Annotated in this window: 21 protein-coding genes; 9 read left to right on the top strand and 12 right to left on the bottom strand. The window is 64.9% G+C overall.

Annotation, left to right across the window (positions count from 1 at the left end; all coding sequences use genetic code 11):
* Positions 1–241 precede the first annotated feature (241 nt).
* The 5 genes from moaCB to SALB1_RS17890 form a co-directional block, all read right to left on the bottom strand.
* Positions 242–1159, bottom strand: a complete 918-nt coding sequence (moaCB, locus tag SALB1_RS17910; RefSeq protein ID WP_109995089.1) for a bifunctional molybdenum cofactor biosynthesis protein MoaC/MoaB — start codon at positions 1157–1159, stop codon at positions 242–244.
* Positions 1160–1213: 54 nt separating this feature from the next.
* Positions 1214–1924 carry a molybdenum cofactor biosynthesis protein MoaE gene (locus SALB1_RS17905; protein ID WP_109995088.1) on the bottom strand — a complete coding sequence of 237 codons (711 nt, stop codon included), beginning with the start codon at positions 1922–1924 and terminating at the stop codon, positions 1214–1216.
* 97 nt (positions 1925–2021) lie between these two features.
* Positions 2022–3203 (bottom strand): MFS transporter, encoded by a 1182-nt coding sequence (locus SALB1_RS17900; protein WP_255414451.1) that lies wholly within the window; start codon positions 3201–3203, stop codon positions 2022–2024.
* Between the two features lie 70 nt (positions 3204–3273).
* A complete protein-coding gene (rpiA, locus tag SALB1_RS17895; protein ID WP_109995087.1) occupies positions 3274–3936 on the bottom strand; it encodes a ribose-5-phosphate isomerase RpiA in 663 nt (220 codons plus the stop codon).
* 78 nt (positions 3937–4014) lie between these two features.
* Positions 4015–4734, bottom strand: coding sequence for a YggS family pyridoxal phosphate-dependent enzyme (locus SALB1_RS17890; protein WP_109995086.1), 720 nt, complete (start codon positions 4732–4734; stop codon positions 4015–4017).
* 103 nt (positions 4735–4837) lie between these two features.
* Here SALB1_RS17890 and SALB1_RS17885 point away from each other — a divergent pair, with 103 nt between their 5' ends.
* From SALB1_RS17885 to SALB1_RS17860, 6 genes are all read left to right on the top strand, one after another.
* A complete protein-coding gene (locus SALB1_RS17885; RefSeq protein WP_109995085.1) occupies positions 4838–5872 on the top strand; it encodes a type IV pilus twitching motility protein PilT in 1035 nt (344 codons plus the stop codon).
* A gap of 34 nt (positions 5873–5906) precedes the next feature.
* The gene (locus SALB1_RS17880) at positions 5907–7091 is read left to right on the top strand and encodes a PilT/PilU family type 4a pilus ATPase (RefSeq protein WP_109995084.1); all 1185 of its coding nucleotides are present in this window, start codon (positions 5907–5909) and stop codon (positions 7089–7091) included.
* Positions 7081–8163 carry a PilT/PilU family type 4a pilus ATPase gene (locus SALB1_RS17875; protein WP_109995083.1) on the top strand — a complete coding sequence of 361 codons (1083 nt, stop codon included), beginning with the start codon at positions 7081–7083 and terminating at the stop codon, positions 8161–8163. Before SALB1_RS17880 ends, SALB1_RS17875 begins: the two co-directional genes overlap by 11 nt.
* A gap of 37 nt (positions 8164–8200) precedes the next feature.
* Positions 8201–8659 (top strand): RimK/LysX family protein, encoded by a 459-nt coding sequence (locus tag SALB1_RS17870; RefSeq protein WP_109995082.1) that lies wholly within the window; start codon positions 8201–8203, stop codon positions 8657–8659.
* A 107-nt stretch (positions 8660–8766) separates the two neighbouring features.
* Positions 8767–9672, top strand: coding sequence for a 30S ribosomal protein S6--L-glutamate ligase (gene rimK, locus SALB1_RS17865; RefSeq protein ID WP_109995081.1), 906 nt, complete (start codon positions 8767–8769; stop codon positions 9670–9672).
* A 126-nt stretch (positions 9673–9798) separates the two neighbouring features.
* Positions 9799–10878: a succinylglutamate desuccinylase/aspartoacylase family protein gene (locus tag SALB1_RS17860; protein WP_109995080.1), complete on the top strand. Its 1080-nt coding sequence runs from the start codon at positions 9799–9801 to the stop codon at positions 10876–10878.
* On the opposite strand, the gene SALB1_RS17855 is transcribed toward SALB1_RS17860, so the two are convergent.
* The 5 genes from SALB1_RS17855 to gshB all read right to left on the bottom strand — a co-directional run bounded on the left by SALB1_RS17855 (position 10845) and on the right by gshB (position 14649).
* Positions 10845–11822 (bottom strand): aspartate carbamoyltransferase catalytic subunit, encoded by a 978-nt coding sequence (locus SALB1_RS17855; RefSeq protein WP_109995079.1) that lies wholly within the window; start codon positions 11820–11822, stop codon positions 10845–10847. The genes SALB1_RS17860 and SALB1_RS17855 overlap by 34 nt on opposite strands.
* A 170-nt stretch (positions 11823–11992) precedes the next feature.
* Complete coding sequence (gene pyrR / locus SALB1_RS17850; RefSeq protein WP_109995078.1) at positions 11993–12493, bottom strand: bifunctional pyr operon transcriptional regulator/uracil phosphoribosyltransferase PyrR; 501 nt, start codon at positions 12491–12493, stop codon at positions 11993–11995.
* Positions 12494–12587: 94 nt separating this feature from the next.
* Positions 12588–13031, bottom strand: a complete 444-nt coding sequence (gene ruvX, locus SALB1_RS17845) for a Holliday junction resolvase RuvX (protein ID WP_109995077.1) — start codon at positions 13029–13031, stop codon at positions 12588–12590.
* On the bottom strand, positions 13024–13578 hold the full coding sequence (locus tag SALB1_RS17840) for a YqgE/AlgH family protein (protein ID WP_109995076.1): 555 nt from the start codon (positions 13576–13578) through the stop codon (positions 13024–13026). Before SALB1_RS17840 ends, ruvX begins: the two co-directional genes overlap by 8 nt.
* Positions 13579–13686: 108 nt before the next feature.
* The gene (gshB, locus tag SALB1_RS17835) at positions 13687–14649 is read right to left on the bottom strand and encodes a glutathione synthase (RefSeq protein WP_109995075.1); all 963 of its coding nucleotides are present in this window, start codon (positions 14647–14649) and stop codon (positions 13687–13689) included.
* 212 nt (positions 14650–14861) lie between these two features.
* On the opposite strand from gshB, the gene SALB1_RS18910 reads away from it, so the two are divergent.
* From SALB1_RS18910 to SALB1_RS17825, 3 genes are all read left to right on the top strand, one after another.
* Positions 14862–15176: a hypothetical protein gene (locus SALB1_RS18910; protein WP_145961379.1), complete on the top strand. Its 315-nt coding sequence runs from the start codon at positions 14862–14864 to the stop codon at positions 15174–15176.
* Positions 15177–15374: 198 nt separating this feature from the next.
* Positions 15375–15626 carry a type II toxin-antitoxin system Phd/YefM family antitoxin gene (locus tag SALB1_RS17830; protein ID WP_109995074.1) on the top strand — a complete coding sequence of 84 codons (252 nt, stop codon included), beginning with the start codon at positions 15375–15377 and terminating at the stop codon, positions 15624–15626.
* Complete coding sequence (locus tag SALB1_RS17825; protein WP_109995073.1) at positions 15623–15877, top strand: Txe/YoeB family addiction module toxin; 255 nt, start codon at positions 15623–15625, stop codon at positions 15875–15877. The genes SALB1_RS17830 and SALB1_RS17825 overlap by 4 nt, the downstream gene beginning before the upstream one ends.
* Positions 15878–16391: 514 nt before the next feature.
* Here the strand turns inward: SALB1_RS17825 and SALB1_RS17820 are convergent.
* Positions 16392–17138, bottom strand: a complete 747-nt coding sequence (locus tag SALB1_RS17820; protein ID WP_199678854.1) for a 16S rRNA (uracil(1498)-N(3))-methyltransferase — start codon at positions 17136–17138, stop codon at positions 16392–16394.
* Positions 17139–17146: 8 nt separating this feature from the next.
* Complete coding sequence (argA, locus tag SALB1_RS17815; RefSeq protein WP_222843042.1) at positions 17147–18502, bottom strand: amino-acid N-acetyltransferase; 1356 nt, start codon at positions 18500–18502, stop codon at positions 17147–17149.
* Between the last annotated feature and the right edge of the window lie 30 nt (positions 18503–18532).

The raw sequence follows: 18532 nt of genomic DNA, 5'->3' as shown, positions 1-18532 counted from the left end.
TGTGGCCGGCGTGTGGGGTGTGCCGGCTCGGCGTGGCGACCTTATTCGCCCGTGGCGTAACCGGATGGGACGGGCGTGGTTCTGTGGCTGGGGATTGCCGGATTACGATGCAAGTATCCGATCCGACCTGCGGTTGGCGCGTGTCGGCACCGTCTGTGTAGGTCGGATTAGCGCAACGCGCGTAATCCGACACGGCGTCATCGGGGCCGGCGCAAGTAGACGATGACGGGGGACATGCCATTCAGCTCTTGCCCGCGAACCGCCGATGAATTTCCACGATATGGATCAGGCTGGGCAGTACGGCGGCCAGCGTTTCCTCGGCGCCGGCGCGACTGCCGGGGAAGGTCAGTGTGAGACTCGATCCGATAAAGCCGGCGACCCCGCGTGAGAGCGCGGCGTAGGGCGTGCGCTTCAGGCCGAAGGCGCGGGCGGCTTCCATCAGGCCCGGCATCGGCGTGGTCAGTTTCGGTTCGACCGTTTCGACGACCTTGTCCTTCGGCCCGATGCCGGTACCGCCCACGGTCACGATCAGCGGGGTCTCCCAGGAAACGGCTTTGTTGATTACGGCATCCACGGCGCCGGGGTCGTCCGGTAGCACGCGATAGTCGATCGGGTCGAAACCGGCCTGGGCGAGGCCGTCGGCCACGCTGCGCCCGGCCGCATCGCTCTTGTGGCCATCGGCAACCGGGGTGGAGACCATGAGCACGGTGGCGGGCAGGGAGGTCTTGAGCCGGCGCGAATAATGGCTCTTGCCGCCCTGTTTTTCGAGGAGATGGGTATCGCCGATGCGCAGCTCAGCTGGTTCGGCATAGGGCTTGAGCATGTCGTAGAGCGTCAGCGCGGCCATGCTCGCCGCGGTCAGCGCTTCCATTTCGACGCCGGTGGGGCCGATGGTATGCACTTCGGCTTCGATCGCCACGTGATCGGCCTCGATGGCGAAGTGCACCTCGGCGGCATGAATCGGCAGGGGGTGGCACAGCGGCAGCAGTTCGTCGGTGCGCTTGGCGGCGAGAATGCCGGCGATGCGGGCCGAGGCCTGGGGGTCGCCTTTTTCGGTGTCGCGCGAAGCGATGCGCTGCAGGCAATGCTGGGGCGCATAAAAGCGCGCCGCGGCCACGGCCGAGCGCAGGGTGTCAGGTTTCATGCCTACGTTTTTCACAGGCTACGATCCTCAGGGTCGATAACGAGCCAGGGCTGGGGCCGGCAGGCCGGCTCAGCGCGGCCGCTCGGGGTGGGGCACTTCGGTGCCTTCCAGATAGGCGTGGGTGCCGTCGCTATAGTATTCGTTCTTCCATACGGCGACGCGGGCCTTGAGCTGTTCCAGGGCATATCGCGCGGCATCGAAGGCCGGCGCGCGATGCACCGCGCGCACCACGACATAAACGCTCATCTCGCCGAGGCCGAGGCGGCCGGTGCGATGCTGCAGTCGGCAGGCATGGATATCGAAGGCGTCGATGGTTTCGTGTTCGATGTCGGCCATGGTGCGCGCGGCGAGCGGGCCGTAGGCAGAATAATCCATCGATTCGACCGTGCGGCCCGCGTTGGTCAACCGTACGGTACCGCCGAACACCACCAGTGCGCCGCAGCGTGCGTCCTCGGTTTCGGCCATTAGCGCGTCGAGATCGAGTGGGTCCACGGTCAGATGCGATGACGGCTCGCTGGCGGGCGCGCCGCCGGAAACCGGCGGAATGAGCGCGATGCGGTCGCCCGCCCCGACTTCCGTCTCGGGCGGCAGCAGCGCATCGCCGCGCGCACAGGCCGTGCGCGACAGTAGGCTGGCCGCCTCCGGCCATCGGGTCTGGGCGCGGGCCAGGAGATGATCAATCGTATGCGGCGCGTCCAGCGCGAGCCCGACCGTGTCGCCGCCCATGTGCTCGCTCAGCGCGCCGTGGCATTCCAGCAAAACGTCGATGGTTTCGGCCATAACGGTCTGTCCTTATCCTTGCCGGTCTGCGGGCCGGCTGTCGCATCGGTCAAGATGAGGGTCTGCGACGCGCGGTGCAACCGGTGGCCCGATGCTTTCAAGGCGAACGTTCGGTCATCCAGAACACGAGCGCGGTCGTTTCGAGCACCCCGGCGACCGCCATGGTGCCCGGCCAACCACCGAGCTGGTAACTCACACCCGCCAGCGCGGAGCCGAGGGCACCCGCGACGAAAAAGCAGCTCATGTAGGCGGTGGTGATGCGGCTTCGGGCGTCCGGTCGCAGCGCGTAGATCGTGCTCTGGTTGAGAATCTGCACGCCCTGTACGCCCAGGTCCATGAAGAACAGCCCGAGCATGATCGCGACCAGGTGGGTGCTGAACAGCCCCATGCCCACGAACGACAGAATGGCCGCCAGCATGAAACCGGCGACGGCGCGCTGGCCGAGCCCGCTGTCGTGCAGCCGGCCGGCGGCGTTGGCGCCCAGCGCGCCTGCGGCCCCGAGCAGACTGAACAGCCCGATCAGGGTTTCGCTGTAGTGATAGGGCGCGTTGGCGAGCAGGAAGGGCAGCGCGGTCCAGACGATGGTGAAACCGGCGAAGCCGCAGCCGCCATAGACGATGCGCCGGCGCAGGATCGGTTCCTCGGCCAGAAGTCGGGCTACCGACACCAGCGTGGCGCCGTAGGACGGACGCGACGCCGGGGCCGCTTCGGCCGGCAGCGCGCGGTAGAGCACCACGGCCAGCCCGAACATGAGCACGGCCGCGATCCCGAACACGGCGCGCCAGCCCGCGGCGTCGGCGACGATGCCGGAGAACGCCCGCGCCAGCAGAATGCCGATCAACAAACCGCTCATCACGCGGCCGACCACGGCGCCGCGCTTGGCCTCGGCCGCCAGATGCGCGGCCATCGGCACCATGATCTGGGCACTGGTCGCGGTCAGCCCGATGAAAAAGCTGGATGCCACGAACCAGGCAATGCCCGGGCTGATCATGGCCGAGACGGATGCGGCACCGGTGCCGGCGGCGACCCAGGCGATCAATCGGCGCCGGTCGAGCTGGTCGCCCAGTGGCACGATGAAAACCAGGCCCGCGGCGTAGCCGATCTGGGTGACCGTGACGATCAACGATGCGGTGCTGCTGGTGATGCCGAAACTGCGGGTGAGCAGGTCCAGCAGCGGCTGGGCGTAATAGATGTTGGCGACGGCCAGCCCGCAGGCCACGGCCATGAGTTGCACGAGCGGCGCCGACGGCGTCAGCGCGATTTGCCGGGAGTGGGTCACGAATAGCGGTACGGTTGTGGACGCGGCCTGTGCCGGGCGCAATCGGCCCGGCCGGCACGTCGGAGTGAAATCAGCGCGTCAGCGTTTCCACGCCGTGCTTGCCGGCAACGACCAGCACGTCGGCCGGGCGGCGCGCGAACAGGCCGACCGTCACCACGCCGGGGATGGCGTTGATCTTGTCTTCCATCGCGATGGCGTTGGACAGATCCAGATTGTAGACATCCAGGATCGGGTTGCCGTTGTCGCTGCGCACGTTCGGGCGCAGTTCCGGCGAGCCACCGAGCTTGACGAGCTGGCGTGCCACCGCGCTGCGGCCCATCTCGATCACCTCGACCGGGAGCGGGAAGTTGCCGAGCGGATCGACCCGCTTGGATTCGTCGACCATGCAAACGAAGCGCCGCGAGACACTGGCGATGATCTTCTCGCGGGTGAGCGCGCCGCCGCCGCCCTTGATCATCTCGAAATGCTTGTTGATTTCGTCCGCGCCGTCGAAATACACCGGCAGATTGCCGGTGTAGTTGAGCTCCTCGATCTCGAACCCGGCTTTCTTGAGTTTCGCGCTGGTGGCCTCGGAGCTCGAGACACAGGCCCGGATCGAGGGCTTGCGCTCGGCCATCACGTCGATGAAGTGATTGACCGTGGAGCCGGTGCCGATGCCGATGTAATCGTCCTCGACGAGAAACTCGTAGGCCGCTTCGGCCGCGGCGCGCTTGGCTTGGTCGCTGGAATTCATATCGATGGCCAGGTTCGGTAACGACGTGCAGTGTAGCCCGCAACGGCGCCGGCATAAATCGTTCGAACGGCTCGGCGTTCAGCGCTCGCGCGGGCCGAAGATGGCGGTGCCGATGCGCACATGCGTCGCGCCTTCGGCGATGGCGGCCTCCATGTCGGCGCTCATGCCCATCGACAGCACATCCAGTGTATGGCCGCCCGTGTTCAGATCGTCGCGTAACGCACGCAGCGCGGCGAACGGCCGGCGCTGGGCCGCGAGATCGTCGGTGGCCGCCGGCAATGCCATCAGCCCGCGCAGTCGAATGCCGGGCAACGCGGCCATCCGGTCTGCCAGCTCGGCAACCTCATCGGGCGCGAGGCCGGACTTGCTGGCTTCGGCGTCGATATTCACCTGGATGCAGACATTGAGCGGCGCGGCCCCCTCGGGGCGCTGTTCGGACAGGCGGCGTGCGATCTTGAAGCGATCCACCGCGTGCGCCCAGGCGAAGTGGGCGGCGATGTCGCGGGTCTTGTTGGATTGGATATCGCCGACGAAATGCCAGGCGATATCACGGTCGGCCAGGGCATCGATCTTGGGCAGCGCGTCCTGCAGGTAGTTTTCGCCGAAGTCGCGTTGCCCGGCCTCGACGGCGGCTGCGACCATCGCCGCCGGCTTGGTCTTGCTGATCGCCACCAGATGAATGGTGGCGGGGTCGCGATCGAAGCGGGCCGCGGCCTGGTCGATGCGATGCCGGACATCGGCCAGTCGGGCGGCAACGTCGACGCCCTCTGCGGGGCTCGAATCAGCGGTTCGGGACATTCGATTCTCCAGTACAGCAGGGGCCGGCCGATATGGGTAGGATAACGTGTTCGTGTCGTGCGGGCGGGGGAAAGAACGTACGCGCGTTTCGGGGAGAAATTGCATGGATATTTCGCAGCTGCTGGCGTTCTCGGTCAAACAGGGCGCCTCCGATCTGCACCTGTCGGCGGGGCTGCCGCCGATGATTCGCGTGGATGGCGATATCCGCCGCATCAACCTGCCGTCGATGGAAGACAAGGAAGTCTTCGATCTCATCTACGACATCATGACCGATCGCCAGCGGCGTGATTTCGACGAGCATCTGGAAACGGACTTCTCGTTCGAGATCAGCGGCCTGGCGCGCTTTCGCGTCAACGCCTACAATCAGAATCGCGGCGCGGCCGCGGTGTTTCGTACCATTCCCGCGGACGTGCTGTCGCTGGAGGATCTGGAAGCGCCGCCGATCTTTCGCGAGATCGCGTCGTTGCCGCGCGGGCTGGTGCTGGTCACCGGGCCGACCGGCTCCGGCAAGTCGACCACGCTGGCGGCGATGGTCAATCACAAGAACGACACCGAGCTTGGGCATATCCTCACCATCGAGGATCCGATCGAATTCGTGCACAGCTCGCGCAAGTGCCTGGTCAATCAGCGCGAAATCTCGCGCGATACGCACTCCTTCAGCGCAGCACTCAGATCCGCGCTGCGTGAGGATCCGGATACCATCCTGGTCGGCGAGCTGCGCGATCTGGAAACCATCCGGCTGGCCTTGACCGCGGCCGAAACCGGGCATCTGGTGCTGGGTACGCTGCATACCTCGTCCGCGGCCAAGACCATCGACCGCATCATCGATGTGTTCCCCGGCGAGGAGAAGGAAATGGTGCGCGCGATGCTGTCGGAGTCGTTGCGCGCGGTGATTTCGCAGGCGCTGCTCAAGAAAAAGCCGGGCGGCCGGCTGGCCGCGCACGAGATCATGATGGGCACGCCGGCGATTCGTAACCTGATTCGCGAGGGCAAGACCGCGCAGATGTATTCGGCGATCCAGACCGGCCAGCAGGCGGGCATGCAGACACTCGATCAATGCCTGCAGCGACTGGTTCAGCGCGGTATGGTCGATCGCGAGGAGGCCGCCCGCAAGGCGGCCAACAAGGATTCGATCTGACGCCCGTGTTGTCTTGATTTCGCAGTAATCGCTTATGGATCGCGCCCAGGCCACCAAACTCGTGACCGTGTTGCTGGAACGGCTGATTGCCGACGGCGGCTCGGATCTGTTCATCACCGCCGGCTTCGCGCCCGCAATCAAGAAGGACGGCCAGCTCACGCCCCTCATGGAGCGTCCGCTCACCGAGGAACAATCGGCGCTGATGGTGCGATCGCTCATGAACGATCGGCAGGCGCGCGAGTTCGACGAGTTCAAGGAGGCGCAGTTCGCGATCTCGCCGTCGTCAGGGCGTTTTCGCGTTTCGGCGTTCGTGCAGCAGGGCCGGGTGGGCGCGGTGCTCCGCGTGATCAACACCGAAATCCCCGAGTTCGACGATCTGGGCCTGCCGCCGATCCTCAAGGATGTGGTCATGGCCGAGCGCGGCCTGGTGATCTTCGTCGGCGCGACCGGCTCGGGCAAATCGACCTCGCTCGCGGCCATGCTCGGCCATCGCAATGCCAATCAGGCCGGCCACATCATCACCATCGAGGACCCGATCGAGTTCGTGCACCGGCATCGCAAGTCCATCGTGACCCAGCGCGAGGTCGGCGTGGACACCCAGTCCTGGGAGAACGCGCTCAAGAATACGCTGCGTCAGGCGCCCAACGTGATCCTGGTGGGCGAGGTGCGCACGCGCGAGACCATGGAATACGCGCTCAACTTCGCCGAGACCGGGCATCTGGTGCTGTGCACGCTGCATGCGAACAACGCCAACCAGGCGCTCGACCGAGTGATCAATTTCTTCGACGAGGGCAAGCGCGAACAGGTGCTCATGGATCTGTCGCTCAACATGCGCGCAATCATTTCCCAGCGTCTGGTGCGCAAGGTCGGCGGCGGTCGTGCGGCGGCGGTCGAGGTGTTGCTCAACACGCCGCTGGTGACCGACCTGGTCTTCAAGGGCAAGGTCGCCGAACTGCGCGATGTCATGGCGCGCGGCACGGAGTTGGGCATGCAGACCTTCGATCAGCACTTGTTCCAGCTGTTCGAAGACGGGTTGATCGACTACGCCGAGGCGCTGCGCCACGCCGATTCGCAGAACGAACTGCGCCTGAACATCAAGCTCAACAGCACCCGGGCGCGCCAGAACCTGTCGATGGACCCGGAGGTGCGCTCGCTGACCATGGCCGAGCACGAAGACGGCGCACGGCGCGGCGACTCCGGGGATCCGCATGGACAATAACCCCCGCATCGAGGCGTTTCTGCAGCTCGCGATGGACAAGCAGGCGTCGGATATCTATTTCACCACGCATGCCCCGGTCACCCTCCGCATCGACGGCCAGATCTACCCGATTCGGGCGGCAGCCGAACACACGCTCACGCCGGCCTATATCGAGAAACTCGCGCATTCGCTCATGAGCGAGGCGCAACAGGCCGAGTTCGCGACCGAACGCGAGCTGGATTTCGCGTTTCGCTTCGGCACCACGGGCCGCTTTCGCGTCAACGTGTTCCGTCAGCGTGGCTCGGTGGCGATGGTGCTGCGCAACATCGGCAACGTGCCGACGATGGCCGATTTCGACATGCCGGACGTGCTCAAGCGGCTGGCGCTGCTCAAGCGCGGGCTGGTGCTGGTGGTCGGGGCGACCGGATCGGGCAAGTCGACCACACTCGGGGCGATGGTCAATCATCGTAACGAGAATGCGGCCGGGCATATCCTCACCATCGAGGATCCGGTCGAGTTCATGCACCGCCACAAGCGCTCGATCGTGAACCAGCGCGAACTCGGCACGGATACCCGCAGTTTCGCCCGCGCCCTGCGCTCGGCCATGCGCGAGGCGCCCGACGTGGTCCAGGTCGGCGAGATTCGCGACCTGGAGACCGCCGACGCCTGCGTTCAGCTTGCCGGGACCGGCCATCTGGCCATGGCGACCATGCACGCCGCCAACGCCTATCAATGCCTGCAGCGGCTGGTATCGCTGTTTCCCGAATCCCAGCGCGAGTCGCTGTACATGGATTTGTCGATGAACCTGCGGGCGATCGTTTCCCAGCGGCTGGTCGCGGGCAAGGATGGCGGGCGTGTGGCGGTCTACGAAATCCTGCTGAACACGGCCTACATCGCCGACCTGATTCTCAAGGGGCGGCTGGAAAAAGTCGCCGAGGCGCTGGCCGACGCCGACCCGGCAAGCGGCGCAGTGACTTTCGACGACTCGTTGCTGGCTCGGGTCAAGTCAGGCCATATCGCGGTGGACGAAGCCCTCGACCAGGCCGACTCGCGCGATAATCTTCAGAGCCGGTTGGCTTTCGCAAGCCACTGATTCGCCAGCCCGGCCCGATTTCTGCGAGCGATGCGACATGCATGAGACCAACAACCCAACGCCCGCCCGGACCCATGTGGGCTGGCGCGAGTGGGTGAGCCTGCCCGATCTGGGCATTGACTGGATCAAGGCCAAGATCGACACTGGCGCCAGAACGTCAGCATTGCACACCTTCTCGCTCGAAACCGGGCAGGAACACGGCCAGCGCGTCGCGCGATTCGGCGTTCATCCATATCAGGGCAATACCGAACACGTCGTCTGGTGTCAGGCGCCGATCGTCGATGAGCGCAATGTGCGCGATTCCGGCGGTCATCGCGAATGGCGTCATGTCATCGCCACCGATCTGATGATGTCGGGCCGGCGCTGGCCGGTCGAGATCACGCTGACCGCACGCGATACAATGTTGTTCCGTATGCTGGTCGGGCGCACCGCGATGTCGGCGCTGTGCGTCGATCCGACTGTTTCGTTTCTGACCGGCCGACCGCCCTGGGCGTAGCGTCGGGCCTTGCCGGCGGCCGTTGCGTCGCGCGGGGTTGTTCGCCCGATGATGCAGCCCCGGGTGCGCCGGGCCCGCGCACGAGTCGTCGACGCTGAGGTTGAGTTATGCAGATCGTCATCATGTCCCGCAACAGGAACCTGTATTCCACCTCCCGGCTCACCGAGGCGGCCAAGGGGCGGGGCCACGAGGTGATGGTGGTCGACCCGCTGCGTTGCTATATGAACATCGTGCCGCACGCGCCGGAGATCCATTACAAGGGCAAGAAGCTCGAGGGCATCGACGCGATCATCCCGCGCATTGGCGCCTCGATCACCTTCTATGGCACGGCGGTGTTGCGTCAGTTCGAGATGATCGGGGTCTACCCGCTCAACGAATCCGTGGCGATCTCGCGCTCCCGCGACAAGCTGCGCTCGATGCAGCTGCTCTCGCGCAAGGGCATCGGTCTGCCGGTGACCGGCTTTGCGCATTCGCCGGACGATACCGACGACCTGCTCGATCTGGTCGGCGGTGATTCCTACGTGATCAAGCTTACCGAGGGCACGCAGGGCAAGGGTGTCGTGCTCACCGAGACGCGCGGTGCGGCCGAATCGGTGATCGATGCCTTTCGCGGCCTGGATGCCCACTTCCTGGTGCAGGAATACGTCAAGGAAGCCAAGGGCGCCGATATCCGTTGTTTCGTGATCGGCGAGAAAGTCGTCGCTTCCATGAAGCGCCAGGGCAAGGAAGGCGAGTTCCGTTCCAATCTGCATCGTGGCGGCTCGGCCAGCGTGGTCAAGATCACGCCGGAGGAACGCTCGACCGCGGTCAGAGCCGCCAAGATCATGGGCCTGAACGTGGCCGGTGTGGATCTGTTGCGCTCGAACCACGGTCCGGTGGTGATGGAGGTCAACTCCTCCCCGGGCCTGCAAGGTATCGAAGGCGCCACCGGCAAGGACATCGCCGGCCAGATCATCGCTTTCATCGAAAATTACTCCAAGCGCGGCAAGACCCGCACCCGCGGCGTGGGCTAGCCAACCCCGTGCAGCGGGCCGAAGGCGGTCGGGCGCCCTGCGGCGCAGGGCCCGCCCGTGCCTGAGTGCGGTGTCTGGGCCGTCGCCCGCACGCCGTGAGTGGAGCAAGCCGAATACCGGGGCCCCATGACTGACAACCACAAGAGAAAATCCCGCGCCGCGCCGCTGGAGATCGCCGGCCGGACGGTGCAATCGGGCGAGAACGTGACCATCGATATCCCGGTCGCGGATCTGTACACCCACGCCAAGCTGACCATGCCGGTCAACGTGATTCGCAGCCGCAAGCCCGGGCCGACATTGTTCATTTCGGCCGCGGTGCACGGCGATGAACTCAACGGTGTCGAGATCATCCGGCGGGTACTGCGCCTGCGCGAGCTCAAGCAACTGCGCGGCACGCTGATTGTCGTACCGATCGTCAACGTCCACGGCTTCCTGCGCAACTCGCGCTATCTGCCGGACCGGCGCGATCTCAATCGTTCGTTTCCCGGCAGCGAACACGGCTCGGTGGCGGGGCGGCTGGCAAAGGTGTTCATCGACGAGATCGTCATGCCCTCCGATTACGGCATCGACCTGCATACCGGCGCCATCCACCGCGCCAACCTGCCCCAGATCCGGGCAGACCTGTCCCAGCCGACCGTCCGCGCCATGGCCGATGCCTTCGGTTGCCCGTTGCTCATCGACGCGTCCCTGCGCGAGGGATCGCTGCGCGAATACGCTGATCGCAAGGGCGTACCGCTGTTGCTCTACGAGGCGGGCGAGGCGCTCCGCTTCGACGAATTCTCGATCCGTGCCGGCGTCCGCGGCATCCGCGGCGTCATGCGCCATCTCGGCATGCTGCCGCGCCGCAAGATATCCAAGCGCCCGCCCAAGCCGGTGGTCGCCGAAGACTCATCGTGGCAGCGAGCCCCCGAGTCCGGCATTCTGCGCTCCCTGGTCGAGCTCGGCGAGTACGTCGAGACCGACCAGGTTTTGGCCTATGTCGCCGACCCCTTCGGCGCCGACGAAGTGGCTGTGACTGCCGAGCACGCCGGGATCGTCATCGGCCGATCCTATCTCCCGCTGGCGCACGCCGGCGACGCCATCTACCACGTGGCCCGGGTCAAGCGTGCGCAGGAAGTGGCCAATCGGGTCGAGGCCTACCAGGAAGCGCACGAGCCTGACGACCACGAAGATTACGGTTCTTCGGGAGAGCCGCCCCTGGTCTGATCCGCGATCATGGCCATGACCGCCATCCGGATACCGATACCGTTGCGCACCTGCTCGAGGATCAGCGATTGGGCGGAGTAAGCCACCTCCGCCGTAATTTCCACGCCGCGATTGATTGGGCCGGGGTGCATGATCAGGGCGTTTTCCGCCGCGTGTGCCAGGTTGGCCGGAGTCAGGCCGAAGTCGTGGTGATAGTCGGCCACGCCGGCCAGGGCGTCGCCTTCGATGCGTTCGCGCTGGATGCGCAGGCCCATGACGATATCGGCATCGGCCAGCCCGGCGCGGATATCGGTGGTGGCGGTCACGCCGAGCGCGGCCGGGTCCGGCGGCAGGAAGCGGTCGGGCCCGATGACGCGGATGTCGGCGGTGCCGAGCGTGCGCAGGGCGTGAATGGTCGAGTGCGCGACCCGGGAATGCGCGATATCGCCGACGATGGCGATTTTGAGATTTTCGAAGTCGGGCCGATGACGGCGAATGGTGAACACATCCAGCAGGCCCTGCGTGGGATGAGCGTGGCTGCCATCGCCGGCGTTGATGATGGCGACGTGCGGCTCGGCGTTTGCGGCGAAACGTGCGGCGGCGCCGTTGTCGGGGTGGCGGATCACGAAGATGTCCGCGCCCATGGCCTGGAGCGTGAACAGGGTGTCGAGATCGTCCTCGCCCTTGGTGCGCGAGGAGGTGGCGACATCCATGTTGATCACGTCGGCGGACAAGCGCTTGGCGGCCAGTTCGAATGTCGTGCGGGTTCGCGTCGAGTTTTCGAAGAACAGGTTGAACACGGTCTTGCCGCGCAACAGCGGCACTTTCTTCGGCGGCGCGCCGATTTCCGGTACCAGCGATTCCGCCGTATCCAGTATCCGCTCGAGCAGGGGCTTCGGCAGCCCCTGGGTGGTCAGCAGATGGCGAAGGCCGCCCTGGCTATCGAGCTGGATATCCGTGTTCATGCGCTTTTCTGGCAGTCGTGACAATCGGAAAATAGGTCGGGTGCAGCGGGCCCGGGTGTCCGGTAACGCCCGTTCCTCGTCTTATTGCGGCGCCTGTTCGCGCCATGCGGGGCATCGCCGGGTCAGGGCGGGCAAGAAGAATGGCTCGCAATCCATGATGTGAAATCGCGCTAGCGCATGGTCAGACGCAGCGGTTCCGGGCCGGTCAGTTTGATCCGGCGACTCTTGTCGAGGTCCAGATTAAGGCCGGCGGCATCGGGCGCGAATGGCAGCTCGCGCGCGCCGCGATCGACCAGCACGGCCAGTTTCACCGCGGCCGGGCGGCCGTAATCGAACAGTTCGTTGAGCGCGGCACGCACGGTCCGCCCGGTGTAGAGCACATCGTCGACCAGGATGACGGTCCTGCCGTCGATATCAGCCGGGATATTGGAGGGCCCGACGCTGGGATGCAGCCCGACCATCGAGAAATCGTCGCGATAGAAACTGATGTTGATGGTGCACATCGGGGTGGCCAGCTCGAGATGCGCGTGCAGACGTTCGCCGATCCAGGCGCCGCCGGTTTCGACGCCGACGATCACCGCCTGCGGATGCTCGGCGATCAGCGGTTCGACCTGCGCGGTCAGCGCCGCGAGCGCGGCATCGACGTCGAAGCTTTCGGACGGATCGGTCATCGGCTGTTCCCTGGCTTTGTGCGTTGAATTATGCGCGAGATGCGGCTGCGATGAGAAGGCTGGGCGGTATTATGCTGCCGCGCACGCTTCGGGATCAGGTCGACCCGATTTGGCCGGTCAACCAGCTTTCCAGAATCGTCTGCGCGGCCATGGCGTCGACATCGCCCTTGGCCAGACGTTTGCCGCGGCTGCCCGAAGCACGGGCGGCGCGCAGTCGATCGCCGGCTTCGATGCTGGTATAGCGCTCGTCCACGGTGTGCACGGTCAGCCGGTAGCGGCCCCAGATCTCCTCGGCGAAATTGCGCGCACGATTGGTCATCTTCTGGGTTTTCCCGTCCGCGTTCAATGGCAGGCCGACAACGAGCGCGCTTGGGCGCCATTCCTCGATGAGTGCATCGAGCGCGGTCCAGTCCGGCATGCCGTCGTGGTGGCTCAGCGTCGTGAGCGGTTGCGCGCTGGCGGTGATCGTGCTGCCGACGGCGATGCCGACCCGTCGTTTGCCGTAATCGAAGCCGAGGGCGACCTCGGCGTCAGGCATGGCCGGCGATACCGGATAGCTGGTGCGCGGATACGCCCAGCAGCCCGGCGGCGTCCGCCCAGCGCCGCTCGATCGGTGATTCGAACATGATGTGGGGGTCGGCCGGTGTGGTGAGCCAGCTGTTCGCGAGCACCTCCTGTTCGAGTTGGCCTTCGCCCCAGCCGGCGTAGCCGAGCGTGATCAGGAACGCGCTCGGGCCGAACCCGTTGCCGATCGCCTCGAGAATGTCGCGCGAGGTGGTGATCGCCAGGCCGCCGTCGAGATGCAGGCTCGATTCCCAGTCCCCTTCGTCGCGATGCAGAACAAAACCGCGCTCGGTCTGTACCGGGCCGCCCCAGTAGACCGGCAGATCGCGCGCGACGTGCGCTTCGATGTCGAGCTGCGACAGCATGTCCGCCACCGCGAAATCGCTCGGTTTATTGATCACGAGTCCCATCGCGCCGTCGTCGTTGTGCTCGGCGAGAAACGTGACGCTGTCGGCGAATTCGCCTTCGACACGACCCGGCATGGCGAGCAGGAACTGGTTCTTGAATTGAATTGCTTCCATATCCGGATTATCGGCCCACGCCGGGGACGACGGCAAATGCTGTTACAGGTGTTGCCGAGCGTCCAGCCCAGGTCGCGCCGGCGGTCAGCGCGGCCCGGCCGGCGCCGACTATGCCGATTGGGGCTCGATCCGTTTCTCGATGGCTTCGAACAACTTCGCGCAGATATTGATGCCGAATTGCGCCTCGAGCTCACGCACGCAGGTGGGGCTGGTGACATTGATTTCGGTGAGTTTGTCGCCGATGACGTCGAGACCGACGAAAAGCAGCCCCTTGTCCCGGACGTACGGGCCGACTTCGCGTGCGATCTTCAGATCGGCTTCGGTCAGCTCGCGGCCGACGCCACGGCCCCCGGCCGCGAGATTGCCGCGCAGCTCGCCTTCGGCCGGAACGCGGGCCAAGGCGTAGCCGATCGGTTCGCCGTCCACGAGCAACACGCGCTTGTCGCCATCGACGATCTCGGGCAGATAAGCCTGCGCCATGGCATATCGCGTGCCATGCTCGGTCAGCACCTCGAGAATGACGCTCGTGTTGTCGTTGCCCTCGGTGACGCGGAAGATTCGCGAGCCGCCCATGCCGTCCAGCGGCTTGAGCACGACATCGCGGTGCTGCTTGATGAAACGCCGAAACGCGTCCGCGCGCCGGGCGACCAGCGTCGGCCCGCACAGATGGGCGAAGCGATTGATCGCCATCTTCTCGTTCACGTCGCGCAGCGCGTCGCAACGATTGACCACCAGCGTGCCTTCGTTCTCGGCCAGTTCGAGAATATAGGTGGCGTAGATGTATTCGGTGTCGAAGGGCGGGTCCTTGCGCATCAGGATCACGTCGAGATCCGACAGCGGCAGGGTGTTCGACTCTCCGGCGAAGGCGAACCAGTCGTCGTTGTCGTCCGCAACCCGGATGACACGGCCCGTGCCGTAGCCCACGCCGTCGGCCACGAACAGATCGCTCATGGTGAAGTAGTGGATCGTGTAGCCGCGGCGCTGGGCTTCGAGCAGCAGGGCCAGCGTTGTGTCCTTGTAGGGCGTGATGTCCTCGATCGGATCCATCACCACGCCGAGCGAATACGCCATTGCAGATTCCTTGGGCGGAGCGAGCCGCCGGACAGTGTGCTATGCCGCGCATGGTAGCGCAGCCGGAGCTTTTTTCATCCGCCGATCGGCAAGACCGTGTGCAGCCCGCTACGCTTTGCCGATCGGCTTGTTGTCCACCGATGTGCGCCGATTCACACAGATTGGAACTCGGCAGATGGGTTTTGTCCGCAGATCAACGCCGATCTACTCAGATGAAAGGCAATCTGTGTCAGCAGAACAGCTCGTCGCGTTACCTGAGGGGCACGATTCCGGTAAGGCGAAACGCGCCGGACCCATCTGCGCGAATCTGCGTCGATCTGCGGATAGATGCAAGGAACAAAGCCGTGGACCGCGAAATGTGCTTTAGCTGCGTATCGTCGTTTGGTCTGGCCGCATGTACTCGTCCGCCGAATGATGATGATGCGCGGTTCGGCTCGCTTCGCTTTGCCGATCTGTTTTTATCCGCAGATGTACGCAGATGTACGCAGATTCACGCAGATTTGAAATCAGGCGAGTTGAAGCGCTGAGCCGGCACCGAGATCAAGGGCTTTTAAATTTCGGCAAAGCGAAGCGAGCCGTGTCCATCTGTGTGCATCTGCGTCGATCTGCGGACAGATTGCTTCAAGGAACGAAGCCCCTGAAAACCGGCCGGCAGCTATCGCTTGCTGAAGCCAGGATGCGTACTATATATTGAACATGTCCGAATTTATGTACAGGTCATTGTTATGGACGCCATCAGCTACACGGCCGCCAGAACCCACCTGGCAAAAACAATGGAACAGGTCTGTGACGACCACGCCCCCGTTATCATCACCAGAAGCAAGGCCGCTTCGGTGGTGATGATGTCCCTGGAAGACTATGAAGCCCTTCAGGAGACTGCATACCTGTTGCGTGCGCCCAGGAACGCGCGCCGTCTGCTCGAATCGGTTGCCGAGCTGGAACAAGGGGGCGGCGAGGAGAGGGAGCTTCTTGAATGAAACTCACCTTTTCCGAGCATGCCTGGGAAGACTACCTCTACTGGCAGAAAACGGAAAAAAAGACCCTGCGCCGCATCAATCAGCTCATCAAAGAGATTCAGCGAACGCCGTTCGAGGGTATCGGCAAACCGGAGCCGCTCAAGCACGGCCTGTCCGGATACGGGTCTCGACGCATCAATGACGAACATCGGCTCGTGTACAAGGTAACCGAGGACGCACTTCTTATTGCGCAATTGCGATATCACTACTGATGCCGTGTATCGGCGGGTTGGGTGTTTAGCGGAGGAGCGAAAGCTCGATCTTTTCGAGCCGCAGACTAAGACAGCCGTGCGCCGTTTCACGACCCTCGAACCAATGCGGTGATCGCCCTTGGGCCCGCGGAATAATGATGCGCGGCTCGGCTCGGCTCGCTTCGCTTTGCCGATCTGTTTTTATCCGCAGATGTACGCAGATTCACACAGATTTGAATTGAGGCGAATTGAAGCACTGGGCCCGGTACAGAGATCAAGGGCTTTTCAATTTCGGCAAAGCGAAAGCGGGCCGTGTCCATCTGCGTCGATCTGCGGACAGGTTGCTTCCAGGAACGAAGCCGCCGAGTTTGTGAGCCGCAGAAGCGCGCAGACGGACGCAGATCGAAGACAGGCCGTCGTTTCGTGAGCACCAAACGAATGCGGTGGCCTTCTCATCGGCCAAGCAAAACGAGCCGAATAAATCGGCGTATATCGGTGTCAATCTGTGGATGATTGCTTCGAAGAACGATGCCACTCAGCCCGCCAGATCGCCCCAAATCGTCTGCAACGCAGCCAGTGCGGCCATGCCGGCGGTTTCGGTGCGCAGCACGCGCGGCCCGAGCGCCAGCGGCTGCCAGCCGGCGGCGGCGGCGCGGTTGATCTCGTCGTTCGACAGGCCGGATTCGGGGCCGATTAACAGCGCGATGCGGGTCGCCGGCGTCTGCGCGGCCAGGCCGACGTCGGCCTCGGGCGCGAGCATCAGGCAACGATCGGCGGCGGGCGGGTTGTCGATCTGTGCGGCCAGATCGGTGGCCTCGTGTAATTCCGGGCAGAGCAGCCGCCCGCTTTGTTCGGCGGCCGATTCCACGATGCGTTGCCAATGCCCCTGTTTCTTTGCCAGCCGCGCGCCATCGAGCTTGACCTGGCCGCGGGCAGTGAACACCGGCTGGATCGCGGTCACGCCCAGCTCCACGGCCTTGGCCAGGGCGAAATCCATGCGATCGCCGCGGGCGACCGCCTGCAGCAGCGTGATCTTGAGCGGTGATTCGCGGTGCGGTGTCGTGCGACGGTCGACGCGCGCCTCGGCCCGCTTGCGGTCGGCCGCGGTGAGGGTAGCGGTGTATTCCGCGCCGTCGCCGTTGAACAGCACCAGCGTATTGCCCGCGGCCAGCCGCAGGACGGTTGCCAGATGGTGCCGCTTGTCGTCGGGCAGGGTAATCGTGCCGCCTTCGGCCAGATCCTGGGCCAGATAAACCCGGGGCACATGCCTTGCGCGCGCCACCGCGCCGCTCAGACCGCGACCAGCGGCTTGATCAGAACCGCTGAATTGCGTTGATAGTTGTATAGCGCGCGCTTGGCCAGCGGCAGCGCCTCGATGCTCGAAGGCTCGAAGCCGTGCTCGACGAACCAGTGCGGCGCGCGCGTAGTGAGCACGAACAGGTGGGTGAGTCCGGCCGCGCGGGCGCGTTTTTCGATCTCGGCCAGCAGGATGGCGGCGCGGTTGCCGCCGCGATAGGCCGGATGAACGGCCACGCAGGCCAGTTCGCCGACCGCTTCCTCGGGATAGGGCATGAGCGCACAGCAGGCCGTGATCAGCCCGTCGCGAGCCATGACCACGTAACGCTCGATGTCCAGCTCGATCGCCTCGCGCGAGCGCGGCACCAGCAGGCCGGCCTCGGCCAGCGGCTCGATCAGCGCGAGCACGCCACCCAGGTCCTCGGGCGTGGCGGTGCGCACCGCGTCGTAGGTATCGGCGGCGACCATGGTGCCGAGCCCGTCGCGCGAATACAGCTCGCGCAGCAGCGCGCCGTCGGTGTCGAAACTCACCAGGTGGCTGCGCTCGACGCCGGCCTCGCATGCCCGGATGGCCGCTTCCAGACGGGCCCGGTCCGCCGCGGCGAGGTCGGCGTTGTCGGCCGTGAGCATGGCGCGCGCCGCGTCCACGGTCAGGCCCGGCGAGGATTCGGCGAAGCGGGCATGCATGGCTGCGCCGGGGTGCATCAGGACGAACTTGTCAGCGGCAAGCGCGGTCGCGGTGGCGCCGGCCACGTCCTCGGTGACGAGATTGAATATCTCGCCCGACGGCGAATAGCCGATGCACGACAGCAGCACGATGTGACCACGTGCCAGATGGGCGTTGATGCTCGCGCTGTCGATTCGCCGCACCTCGCCGGTATGGCCATGATCGACGCCGTCGACCACGCCCATCGGCCGGGCGGTGACCAGATTGCCGCTGGCGGTCGAGATACGGGCGCCGCCCATGGGCGTGCTCGCCAGGCTGGTGGACAGATGCGCCTCGTAGGCCATCTGCAGACTGCCCACCGCCTGGCGTACGCAGACCAGGGCGTCGGCGTCGGTGACCCGTACACCATGCGACAAACGCGGTGTCAGGCCGGCCGAAGCCAGCGCTGCGTCGATCTGCGGGCGCGCCCCGAATATGATGACCAGGCGTACGCCCAGGCTGGCGAGCAGGGCGACGTCGTAGATCAGGTCGACGAAACGCGGCGATGCGGCCGCCTCGCCGGGCAGGTGGATCACGAACGTGCGACCGCGGTGCGCATGCACATACGGCGCGGATGCGCGCAGGGCGGCGACCATGGCGTTCTGGTCGATCGCTAGCGGATTATTGTTACGGCTGGCAGGCATCGCGGCATTAGAGCAAAAAACACAGGGTCC

Source organism: Salinisphaera sp. LB1, from assembly GCF_003177035.1.
Classification (GTDB): Bacteria; Pseudomonadota; Gammaproteobacteria; order Nevskiales; family Salinisphaeraceae; genus Salinisphaera.
Note: the sequence above shows the minus strand (reverse complement) of the source record. Positions and strands in the feature narration are given on the sequence as shown.

Bases quoted from the DNA above. Each gene is read 5' to 3' on its own strand.
- SALB1_RS17905 (WP_109995088.1), bottom strand. From the start codon at position 1,924: ATGGCCGAAACCATCGACGTTTTGCTGGAATGCCACGGCGCGCTGAGC.
- rpiA (WP_109995087.1), bottom strand. From the start codon at position 3,936: ATGAATTCCAGCGACCAAGCCAAGCGCGCCGCGGCCGAAGCGGCCTAC.
- SALB1_RS17890 (WP_109995086.1), bottom strand. From the start codon at position 4,734: ATGTCCCGAACCGCTGATTCGAGCCCCGCAGAGGGCGTCGACGTTGCC.
- SALB1_RS17885 (WP_109995085.1), top strand. From the start codon at position 4,838: ATGGATATTTCGCAGCTGCTGGCGTTCTCGGTCAAACAGGGCGCCTCC.
- SALB1_RS17880 (WP_109995084.1), top strand. From the start codon at position 5,907: ATGGATCGCGCCCAGGCCACCAAACTCGTGACCGTGTTGCTGGAACGG.
- SALB1_RS17875 (WP_109995083.1), top strand. From the start codon at position 7,081: ATGGACAATAACCCCCGCATCGAGGCGTTTCTGCAGCTCGCGATGGAC.
- SALB1_RS17870 (WP_109995082.1), top strand. From the start codon at position 8,201: ATGCATGAGACCAACAACCCAACGCCCGCCCGGACCCATGTGGGCTGG.
- rimK (WP_109995081.1), top strand. From the start codon at position 8,767: ATGCAGATCGTCATCATGTCCCGCAACAGGAACCTGTATTCCACCTCC.
- SALB1_RS17860 (WP_109995080.1), top strand. From the start codon at position 9,799: ATGACTGACAACCACAAGAGAAAATCCCGCGCCGCGCCGCTGGAGATC.
- SALB1_RS17855 (WP_109995079.1), bottom strand. From the start codon at position 11,822: ATGAACACGGATATCCAGCTCGATAGCCAGGGCGGCCTTCGCCATCTG.
- pyrR (WP_109995078.1), bottom strand. From the start codon at position 12,493: ATGACCGATCCGTCCGAAAGCTTCGACGTCGATGCCGCGCTCGCGGCG.
- ruvX (WP_109995077.1), bottom strand. From the start codon at position 13,031: ATGCCTGACGCCGAGGTCGCCCTCGGCTTCGATTACGGCAAACGACGG.
- SALB1_RS17840 (WP_109995076.1), bottom strand. From the start codon at position 13,578: ATGGAAGCAATTCAATTCAAGAACCAGTTCCTGCTCGCCATGCCGGGT.
- gshB (WP_109995075.1), bottom strand. From the start codon at position 14,649: ATGGCGTATTCGCTCGGCGTGGTGATGGATCCGATCGAGGACATCACG.
- SALB1_RS18910 (WP_145961379.1), top strand. From the start codon at position 14,862: ATGAAAGGCAATCTGTGTCAGCAGAACAGCTCGTCGCGTTACCTGAGG.
- SALB1_RS17830 (WP_109995074.1), top strand. From the start codon at position 15,375: ATGGACGCCATCAGCTACACGGCCGCCAGAACCCACCTGGCAAAAACA.
- SALB1_RS17825 (WP_109995073.1), top strand. From the start codon at position 15,623: ATGAAACTCACCTTTTCCGAGCATGCCTGGGAAGACTACCTCTACTGG.
- argA (WP_222843042.1), bottom strand. From the start codon at position 18,502: ATGCCTGCCAGCCGTAACAATAATCCGCTAGCGATCGACCAGAACGCC.